Annotated in this window: 10 protein-coding genes; 3 read left to right on the top strand and 7 right to left on the bottom strand. The window is 66.0% G+C overall.

All coding sequences use genetic code 11. The annotated features are described in order from the left end of the window. The 3 genes from ACGLHR_RS29635 to ACGLHR_RS29625 form a co-directional block, all read left to right on the top strand. Positions 1-165, top strand: a 165-nt coding sequence (locus tag ACGLHR_RS29635) for a zinc ribbon domain-containing protein (protein WP_400098048.1), incomplete at its 5' end; no start/stop codon positions are given. A gap of 115 nt (positions 166-280) precedes the next feature. Then, positions 281-1,189: a LysR family transcriptional regulator gene (locus ACGLHR_RS29630; protein WP_400098043.1), complete on the top strand. Its 909-nt coding sequence runs from the start codon at positions 281-283 to the stop codon at positions 1,187-1,189. Between the two features lie 219 nt (positions 1,190-1,408). Further along, the gene (locus ACGLHR_RS29625; RefSeq protein ID WP_318231058.1) at positions 1,409-2,164 is read left to right on the top strand and encodes an IclR family transcriptional regulator; all 756 of its coding nucleotides are present in this window, start codon (positions 1,409-1,411) and stop codon (positions 2,162-2,164) included. A gap of 18 nt (positions 2,165-2,182) precedes the next feature. On the opposite strand, the gene ACGLHR_RS29620 is transcribed toward ACGLHR_RS29625, so the two are convergent. From ACGLHR_RS29620 to ACGLHR_RS29590, 7 genes are all read right to left on the bottom strand, one after another. Beyond that, positions 2,183-3,277: a Rieske 2Fe-2S domain-containing protein gene (locus tag ACGLHR_RS29620; protein ID WP_400098041.1), complete on the bottom strand. Its 1,095-nt coding sequence runs from the start codon at positions 3,275-3,277 to the stop codon at positions 2,183-2,185. Positions 3,278-3,443: 166 nt separating this feature from the next. Then, on the bottom strand, positions 3,444-4,235 hold the full coding sequence (locus ACGLHR_RS29615) for a glycosyltransferase family 2 protein (RefSeq protein WP_400098039.1): 792 nt from the start codon (positions 4,233-4,235) through the stop codon (positions 3,444-3,446). 96 nt (positions 4,236-4,331) lie between these two features. Then, positions 4,332-5,147: a lysophospholipid acyltransferase family protein gene (locus tag ACGLHR_RS29610; protein ID WP_400098038.1), complete on the bottom strand. Its 816-nt coding sequence runs from the start codon at positions 5,145-5,147 to the stop codon at positions 4,332-4,334. A gap of 22 nt (positions 5,148-5,169) precedes the next feature. Next, positions 5,170-6,306 carry an endoribonuclease L-PSP gene (locus ACGLHR_RS29605; RefSeq protein ID WP_400098036.1) on the bottom strand — a complete coding sequence of 379 codons (1,137 nt, stop codon included), beginning with the start codon at positions 6,304-6,306 and terminating at the stop codon, positions 5,170-5,172. Positions 6,307-6,317: 11 nt separating this feature from the next. Then, on the bottom strand, positions 6,318-7,694 hold the full coding sequence (locus ACGLHR_RS29600) for an FAD-dependent oxidoreductase (protein WP_400098034.1): 1,377 nt from the start codon (positions 7,692-7,694) through the stop codon (positions 6,318-6,320). A gap of 24 nt (positions 7,695-7,718) precedes the next feature. Beyond that, complete coding sequence (gene fabG, locus ACGLHR_RS29595) at positions 7,719-8,456, bottom strand: 3-oxoacyl-ACP reductase FabG (protein WP_400098032.1); 738 nt, start codon at positions 8,454-8,456, stop codon at positions 7,719-7,721. Between the two features lie 130 nt (positions 8,457-8,586). Further along, positions 8,587-8,847, bottom strand: a complete 261-nt coding sequence (locus tag ACGLHR_RS29590; RefSeq protein ID WP_318230974.1) for a phosphopantetheine-binding protein — start codon at positions 8,845-8,847, stop codon at positions 8,587-8,589. Positions 8,848-8,933: the final 86 nt, after the last annotated feature.

Below are 8,933 nucleotides of genomic sequence, written 5' to 3'. Positions count from 1 at the left end.
GGTTCCAATGACAGCACAACGCGGCCGAAAGGTATCGCAGGCTTGCGAATAAGAGAGTGGACTTGCAGCAGCTGCGGTGTTGTACATGATCGCGATACCAATGCCGCGTTAAACATTCTCCGATGCGGACGTGCATCGCTAGTAGTAGGAATCCCCGTCCTTTAGGACGGGGAGGACGTCAAGAAAGCTCCTTCGGTGATGCCATGACCGAAGGTTAGGCGCTTGACATCTATGCCGGTAGCCTATATTTATCGATGCGAACCATCTACGGATTAGATATATGCTCGACGGTGTCTCGCTGGACCAGTTGCGCACATTCATTGCCGCGGCCGACGAGGGCAGCTTCTCCGCCGCAGGCCGCAAGCTGCGGCGCGCACAGTCGGTGGTGAGCCATACGCTCGCCAACCTCGAGAGCCAGATCGACGTGCAGTTGTTCGACCGCAACGGCCGCTACCCGCGCTTGACCGAACAAGGCACTGCGTTGCTGGCACAAGCACGGATGGTGGTAAGCGGCATGGACGGCTTCAAGTCAAAGGCACGCGCGATTGCGGAGGGGCTTGAACCGGAGCTGTCGGTGGTGGTCGATGTCATGTACCCGATGGCTTCGCTGACCGTGGCGGTCGGCGAGTTTCGCGATGCGTTTGCGCACACGCCGCTGCGCCTGTACGTCGAGGCGCTGGGTGCGGTCCTGCGGCCGGTGCTCGACGGCGTTTGCCGGCTCGGCATCAGCGGGTCGATGCCCGCCGTTCCGGAAACGCTCGACGCGGAAAAGCTGCTCGATGTGCCGATGGTCACCGTGACCGCGCCATCGCATCCACTGGCAGCGCACAGAGGTGTGATCCGCCAGCGTGAACTGGAGCCGCACGTCCAGCTGGTCCTGACCGACCGCACCACCCTTACCGAGGGCAAGACCTTCGGCGTATTCGCGCCGCTCACCTGGCGCCTGGCCGACCTGGGCGCCAAACATGCCTTCCTGCGCGCCGGCTTCGGCTGGGGGCACATGCCGGTTGCCATGGTGCAGGAGGATCTCGATGCCGGCACCCTGGTCAAATTGCGCCTGGAGAGCTTCCAGCCGCGAACCCCGCCCATTGCCATGTTCGCCGTCTACCGCAAGGACACGCCGCCCGGCCCCGCCGGCCGCTGGTTCCTCAATCGGCTGATGCAGCCGTTGCCAGGCTCGTCGAAATAGACGTCGAGCCCTACCCCCGCCGTTCGGCAAGCCGCCCCTAAAAAAAGCTTGCTTAGTCATGCTTATGCCCACCTGCCGTTTTGAACGCGAGCCCTCGAGCGGCGCCATCAGCACTGCGGCAAGGCCGGCCATGGGACTATGGACTAAGATAAGCGCTTCTCTTCCGACCTGTCCGGGCCCGCCCCATCCATGACCGCCAACGACAACAAAGCGCCGCCGATGAACGTGAAGACGGCGTTGCGCGTGCTCGAGATCATCGAAACCTTCGCGCGCGAGCGGCGCGCGCTGTCGCTCTCGGAACTTGCCCGGCTGCTGGCGGTGCCGGCATCGAGCTGCCTGGCGCTGATCCGCACCCTGACCTCCCTGGGGTATCTCTACGAGACCGGGCGCCGCCAGGGCTATTACCCTACGGGCCGCCTGCTGGCCATGGCGCAGCAGATCGCGCGGCACGACCCGGTGCTGGACCGGGTGCACGGCACCATGAACGAGCTGCGTGCCGCCACCGGCGAGACCGTGGTGATCGGCAAGCTGCATGAAGGCAGGTGGGTGGTGTACCTGGACGTGCTCGAATCCCCGCACGCGATCCGCTATATCGCCACCGCCGGCGAGCGGCGCGAGCTCCACGCGAACTCGATCGGCAAGGCCTTGCTGTCCGTCATGCCCGATGACGAGCGCAGCGCGCTGATCGCGCAGCTCAGCTTCGAGCGCTTCACGCCCCGCACCATAGCGAACGCGGCGCAGCTGGAAGCCGAGCTCAAGACATCCGCCGAACAGGGCTGCTTTATCAACCTGGGCGAGTCGCTGCCCGACGTTGGCGCGCTGGCCTGGCCGGTGCGCCTGTCGGGCGAATGCTACGGGATATCCATTGCCGGGCCGGCCTACCGCATCGAGCCCGCGCTGACGCGTTTCTCGGCCATCCTCAGGACGGCCTGCTCCGCGCTCGAGCGCGACGAACGCAGCCGCTTCGCGCAATAGCCATCGGCATATCCGCCGTCAACCCGCGGCGGTCGCCTCCGGCATGCCGCACTCGCGCAGCAGGTCGCGCAGTTCGTTGATGACCGGGAACACCTCCTGGTTCCAGTCGGCGCCCTGCTTGTCATGCGCCTCCTGCTCGCTCTCGACGATCCAGCGGTCCTCCTTGAAGATCCGCTCGGTGAACCACACCAGCAGCGGCCATGCCAGATCCAGTATGCCGGGAATGCCCGGCTTCTTGATCGACAGCAGGCCGAACGTGCGGTTGGTGCGCTGCTCGGCGTCGAGCGGCACGTAGACGATCCACAGGTCCATCACCAGCGTGGCATCCCCGGTACGGATCTGCAAGGTCTGGTAGGGATACAAGGTGCGCACCGTCATCACGTCCTTGCCGTCTTGCCCGCCCTTGCTGCCGCCGCCGAACACCAGTGCCTCGCCCACCGGCTGCTTGCCCTGCTCGCGGGAGAAGGTGTAGTCCACCTCGACCCAGCCATCGCCGCGACGGCGGCCGAGCGAGCGGGCGCGCATCTGCCCCATCTGCCGCCGGTGCAGGAACTGATGGTTCATGTCCATCAGGTTCTCGTGCATGAAGGAATAGTGACATTTGACCTCGCGGCCGAATCGCCGCGTCTTGTAGGCCTTGTTGGCCACCGAGCCAAGGCTTGGCAACGGGGTTTCGTCGGCCAGCACCGCGCTGCCGGGGAACACGAAGATCAGCCCCTCCACCTCGCGGCACGGATAGGAGCGCACGCCGTTGGGCAGGCGCTCGCGGCCCAGGTAAGGCACGTCGATGCAACGGCCCGTGCAGTCGTAGGTCCAGCCGTGATAGCAGCAGCGGATCGATTCGCCGTCGACCACGCCCGCATGCAGCGGCACCTGCCGGTGCGCGCAACGATCCTCGAGCGCGAATACCGCGCCGGACTCCGTGCGCACCAGCACGATCGGCTCCCCGGCAAAGCGCACGCCATGCGCCTTGCCACGCTTGACCTCGCGCGACCAGGCCAGGGGATACCAGTGATCGGGATGGATGGTGACGCGGCGCAGGTCGCGCAGCGGGGCTTCGGCGGGGCTATCGCTATCGTTGGCACTGCTATCTAGCAACGGGACTGCATGCATGGGGGACTTCTCCTCGCAAGACTGGAATCTCGATTGGCCGACTGCGTGGCTGGAACTCACTCGGTGATCAGTCTACCCGAAGGCGAGCCAAAGCATGTATGGCCGGCCACGCCCGACGGCAAGCAAACGCCATCGGCGGGTGGCAAGATGCCCCATCCGGGCGCCGTCAGGGCGCGGTAATGCGGGAAGCCGTGCCATCCCGGGCACACAGCCGGCGGCAGGCCAGCAACGGCAGGCGCAGCAGGAAGCCGGCCAGCAGGCGCGCGTGCATCCCGCTCAGCAAGAGGTTGTCGCGCACGTAATTGAAATGCGACACGCCGCCTTCCCCGGCGCTGAAATAGCGCACCGGCGCATCCAGGTTCAGCGGCCGCACGCCTTGCCAGCACATGCGCACCACCGCCTCGGGATCGAAATCGAAACGGCGCATCCAGCGCTGCTTGTGCATGACGGCACGCAGCGGCGCGATCGGGTAAACGCGAAAGCCATAGAGTGAATCGCCGATGCCGGCCCAGAGCGTTTCCAGGTTGGCCCAGGCGTTGGAGATACGGCGCCCGTAGACCCGCACCTTCGGCGCGCTGGCATCGAAGACCGGACGGCCGAGCACCATGGCCCGCGGGTTACGTTGCGATGCCGCCATGAAGGGCGCGATCAGGCCGGCCGGATGCTGGCCGTCGGAATCCATGGTCAGCACGTGGGTGAACCCTTGCGCGGCGGCCTGCTCCAGCCCGTGCAGCACTGCCGCGCCCTTGCCCTGGTTGCGGGGCAGCACAAGCACGCGCAGGCCCGGGTCGGCCGCCGCCTCCTGCTGCAGCCACTCGGTGCTGCCGTCGGTGCTGCCATCCACCACCACCCATACCGGCGACCAGTGGCGCCGCGCCTCGCGCACAGTGTCGCGAACCTTGGACCCCGGGTTATAGCTGGGAATCAGGACGAGATGAGTGGTGGAAGGCTTAGTCATGCGAAGGTGAATCTGAGAGTGAATCTGAAAGTGAATCTGGAAACAGTGAAAAAACAAGAACCGGGGCGTGCGCGGCAACCACGTAAACCCGGCCGCTCAGACATGGTGCACCGCAGCGCAGCCAGCCTTGCCGGGACGCAGCGGCGCCATCTCCGGGCATGACAGCTCAGCCTCATAGTATTGCGCCAGTTCGGCCATGAACCCGCGCTCGCTGTCGGGGGGATCGAAACGCCGGCCCAGCCGGACGCGATAGCAGACCGGCATATCGGGCTTGCGAAAAAACGGCCAGCCCTTGCCCAGGAACGGCGAATCGGTCTCGATAAACAGCGTCTGCACCGGCACGCCAGCACGCTTGGCGATCAGCCCGACGCCGCCCTTGAAAGCATTGACCGGGTAGCGTGTGGTGCGCGTGCCTTCGGGGAACACCAGCACCTGGCCGCCATGCCGCAGTTCCTGCACGGCACTGCGGATCAGGCCGGTCAGCGTGTCGTTGCGGATATAGCGCGCCAGCCTGGCGGCAGCGCCGAGGAAGGGATTGTCCGCCACCTCGGCTTTCATCACGCAGGCCGCCCCAGGCAGCCGCGACAATACCAGCAAGGCATCCAGCAGGCCGGGGTGATTGGCCGCCAGCACGAGGGGCGGCCCGCCGCGCAGGCTGTCCAGTTCGCGCAGGTCGAAGCAGCAAGCGCCCATGGCGGCCAGCGCCCCCAGGTAGAAGCGGAACATGCCCATGATCACGAAGCGGCCAAAGCGCTGCCCCAGCCCGGGCGGCAGCAGCCAATAGCAGGCCACGGCAAAGGGTGCCCATAGCAGCGAGATCAGCGCCAGCAGCAACATGCCGGCGTAGAACGCGGCGTACTCGGCCGCCACCGTGGCCTGGCCTTGCAAGGTTTCGCGTAGTTGCCGGAGCATCAAGGCACCTCCCTGGCCGCGCTCACGCAAACACTTCCAGCCCGTGGCCGGCCGATGCCTCGATTTCCACCAGCAGATCGTCGCGGCAGATGTCGGCCTGCACGTAGGCGATCGGCATGCCGGGCCCCACTGCTTTCTCCAGTTCCGCGCGCACGCTGGCGAGCGTGCCACACTCCTGCGGATGGCGAACGTAGACCCGGTAGGCGAGTTCCGGCAAACCAAGGCCGGGATGGCCGTCGCGCGCGCCCTGCTCCAGCACGGCGGCGATGTTGGCAATGCTCTCGCGCGTTTGCGCGGCCACATCGCCAATGTGCACCGTGCGATGGCCAACGATGCTGGCGGTGCCGGAGACAAACAGCACGGGCGCGGCGCGCTCGTCCTGCTCCTGCGCCTGCGTACTGGGCTGCATACCGGGCTGCGTACTGGCCTCCCACAAGCCGGCACGCGCAAAGGTCGGGCTGCGCGGGCCGTATTGCGCAGGGTAGCGATAGGCGCTGACCTGGCGCGGATTCTCCACCGCGACAGGCGCCCGCGGGCTGGCCAGGAAGCCGATCGACAGCGCGCGCTGCGCCACGGCCTGGCCCACCGTGCCAAGCGCGCAGGCCGCCGGCACATTGCCCACGATCTCCCGGTGGCAAGCGGTGAAGGCATCCTGGCGCCCGATATTGAACTGGCGATATCGCTCCATGCCGGACTCTTCGGCATTGATATCGGCCACGTAGTTCCATACCCGCACCAGGTAGGGATAACCCTGTGCATCCAGCAGGCCGAAGATGTCCCGATAGGCCCGCTCGGTGGCGAGCTGCAGCGTGGCGCCCGATGCACCGGCAAAATCCGCCTCGCGCAGCGTGACGCTGCCGAACATCAGGCCCAGCGCAGCGTCCACGCGGAAATGCACCACGCCGTGCCGCCCGGTGGCGGGCTGGGCCATGGCACCCCAGGCCGCATTGCTGCCGTGCCAGACTTCGCAAACGACCGGATCCTCGCCCAGCGGCGGCGTGGCCACGCGCAGCAGCGGCAGGTCCGCGCCGGCAAGCCCAGGCGGTGGCGCACCGCCGCCATACCAGACGGCGCCCAGCGCGCCCTCCAGCCAGCCCGGCCGCGCCGCCGCCAGCGCACCGGCCGTGTATTGCGCCAGCCGCAGCGGTGTTGCGTTCATCGCATCGCGCTTCATTGGCTGGCCACCGTGCCGGTGTCGTCGAGCGGGCGGATATTGCGGCGGCGTTGACGCCATGCGCCCAGCGAGCGCCGGCAGTTGACCAGCGCCACGCCGTAGTAGAGCACCTTGAAAGCCAGCAGCGAGCGCCAGATCGGCGTCTTGCCGTAGATGTCGCCAGCCAGCACGGACAGCAGCGCCTCTTTCATCCGCAGCAAGTTGCGCGGCCCCATGAACAGATCGCGCATGGTCGGCGTCGTAATGCGGTAGATAAACCAGGAGAACTGCCTGGGCCCGTGACGCACGACCTTGTCGAAACGCTGCAGCGCAGCCTGCGCCCCGGCGGGTTGGCGCAGGCAGGTTTCGATGGCATCGGCCGCGGCAAAGGCGCTGGTCATGGCCAGCATCACGCCCGACGAGAACACCGGGTCGATAAAGGCATAGGCGTCGCCAAGCAGCACGTAGTTCGGGCCGAAGGTCTGCTCGGTCACGTAGGAATAGTTGCCGGTAGCTTCCACATCCGCGATCAGCTCGGCATCCGCCAGGCGCTCCGCCAGCGCCGGACACAGCGCGATGGTGTCGGCGAAGAAGTCCTTGAGCGGCTTGTTGCGGCGTTTGAGGTAATACGGCCAGGTCACCGCGCCCACGCTGGTGGTCCCGTCCGAGAGCGGGATGAACCAGAACCAGCCGTGCTCGAACCAGAAGATCGTGATGTTGCCTTCGTTCTTGCCAGGATGACGCCGCGCGCCGCGAAAGTGCCCGTACAGCGCGGAGCTGTTGTGCTTGGGATTGCGCAGCTTGGTCTTGAAGCGGTTGGCAAGAAACGTGTCGCGGCCCGACGCGTCGACCACGAAGCGCGCCTGCCAGTCCTCCTGGCTACCGTCGTCCCGCACGGCATGCACGACGGCGCCCGCGTCCTGCGCAAGGAACGCCACTTCCTTCACCCGGCATTGCTCGATCACTTGCGCACCCTTGCGCGCCGCATTGCGGAACAGCAACTCGTCAAAGGCAGAGCGACGCACATGGTAGGCATAGGGCATCGACTTGTCCCAGGCATCGGCGAATTCAAAAGCCTGGCCGCCTTCGTGCCACGGCGAGACGAACTCGGCGGCCCATTTCTCGATGGAGATGGCCCGCACTTCGCCGGCCACCCCCAGGCGCTCGAACAGCGGCAGGTTGGCGGGCAGCAAGGATTCGCCGATATGGAAACGCGGATGGCTCGCCTTCTCCAGCAGCGTGACCTGGAAGCCGCGCTCCGCCAGCAAGGCCGCGGCGGTAGACCCGGCAGGACCGCCGCCGATCACCAGCACATCGCACTGGCGCGGGCCGGAAGCCAACAACGCGGCCGGCATGCCGCCACCGGCGCTGGAATGGGCATTGTTATCCATCATGTCTTCTAGCATCCCGCGGCCGCCCTAGGCCATGCCACCATTGATCGAGAGCGTCTGGCCAGTGACGTAGGCCGCCGCGTCCGACACGAGGTAGGCGACCATGGCCGCCACTTCCTGCACGCTGCCGGCCCGCCCCGCCGGCACCAGCTGCCGGATGCGCTCGACCGGAAACGCCTGCCCAATCATGGGCGACTCGATGACGCCAGGCGCCACGGCGTTGACGGTCACCCCGCGCGAGGCCATCTCGATCGACAAGGAGCGCGTGGCCGCGATCAGCCCGGCCTTGGCCGCCGCATAGTTGGCCTGGCCGCGGTTGCCCATCAGCGCCGCCACCGAAGCCATGTTGACGATGCGGCCCCAGCGGGTGCGCATCATTGGCATCAGCAAGGGCTGGGTGACGTTGAAGAAGCCGTTGAGCGAGACATCGATCACGCTGCGCCATTGCTCGCGCGTCATGCCGACCATGGGGGCATCGTCATGGATGCCGGCGTTGTTGACGAGTATCTGCACCGGCCCGTCGGCCAGGATGCGCTGCAATGCAGCGTCGGTAGCATCGGCATCGGTAACATCGAAGGCGATGGCATGCGCACGTCCGCCGGCGGCGCGAATCGTTCCGGCCGCCGCTTCGGCCTGGGCAAGATTGCGGTTGGCGTGGACCCAGACCTCGTGGCCGGCCTGCGCCAGCGCCACGCAGATCGCTTGCCCAATTGCACCACTGCCGCCGGTGACCAGCGCCAACTTGCGCTTCTCTTGCTGCTCCATCCACGCTCCCACAAGCGGCTGCTTCGTTACGGTCACAGGCACCTCTTCCGATACCCGTACAGATACCGCACATTGGTGTGCGTTGTCTGTCCTATTGCCTCTGACATCCCGGGCCGTTGACCCAAAGGCTTCAACGGGACCGATTCTCTGCCGTAAAAGCGGCAAGGCTGCCGAGCGAGGCGAAAATCTCGTGGTTGTGAGGATTATCGGAGCGCAACTCGAAGCCGTATTTCTTGGATATCAGCAGGGCAATTTCCAGGATGTCGATGGAATCCAGGCCAAAGCCCTCACCATATAGGGGCGTCTCGGCAGAGACGTCTTCCGGCTCGATATCGGTGATATCAAGTTCACCGATGATCAACTCGGCGAGTTCATGTTCCAGTTCGGTCATCGTCGCAACGTTGGAAATATCGAGGGGGTCCGCATGCACGCTACAGCGGTCGTGTGGCGCCGGGGCATGCGTGAAGTGAGACTGCT

The sequence above is a fragment of the Cupriavidus sp. CuC1 genome (assembly GCF_044627735.1).
Taxonomy (GTDB): Bacteria; Pseudomonadota; Gammaproteobacteria; order Burkholderiales; family Burkholderiaceae; genus Cupriavidus; species Cupriavidus ulmosensis.
The sequence above is the reverse complement of the archived record's forward strand: the minus strand, read 5'-3'. Positions and strand labels throughout refer to the sequence as shown.

Coding starts and splice junctions, on each gene's coding strand:
- ACGLHR_RS29590 (WP_318230974.1), bottom strand. CDS start 8,847: ATGACCGAACTGGAACATGAACTCGCCGAGTTGATCATCGGTGAACTT.
- ACGLHR_RS29625 (WP_318231058.1), top strand. CDS start 1,409: ATGAACGTGAAGACGGCGTTGCGCGTGCTCGAGATCATCGAAACCTTC.
- ACGLHR_RS29615 (WP_400098039.1), bottom strand. CDS start 4,235: ATGACTAAGCCTTCCACCACTCATCTCGTCCTGATTCCCAGCTATAAC.
- ACGLHR_RS29630 (WP_400098043.1), top strand. CDS start 281: ATGCTCGACGGTGTCTCGCTGGACCAGTTGCGCACATTCATTGCCGCG.
- fabG (WP_400098032.1), bottom strand. CDS start 8,456: ATGGAGCAGCAAGAGAAGCGCAAGTTGGCGCTGGTCACCGGCGGCAGT.
- ACGLHR_RS29600 (WP_400098034.1), bottom strand. CDS start 7,694: ATGATGGATAACAATGCCCATTCCAGCGCCGGTGGCGGCATGCCGGCC.
- ACGLHR_RS29605 (WP_400098036.1), bottom strand. CDS start 6,306: ATGAACGCAACACCGCTGCGGCTGGCGCAATACACGGCCGGTGCGCTG.
- ACGLHR_RS29620 (WP_400098041.1), bottom strand. CDS start 3,277: ATGCATGCAGTCCCGTTGCTAGATAGCAGTGCCAACGATAGCGATAGC.
- ACGLHR_RS29610 (WP_400098038.1), bottom strand. CDS start 5,147: ATGCTCCGGCAACTACGCGAAACCTTGCAAGGCCAGGCCACGGTGGCG.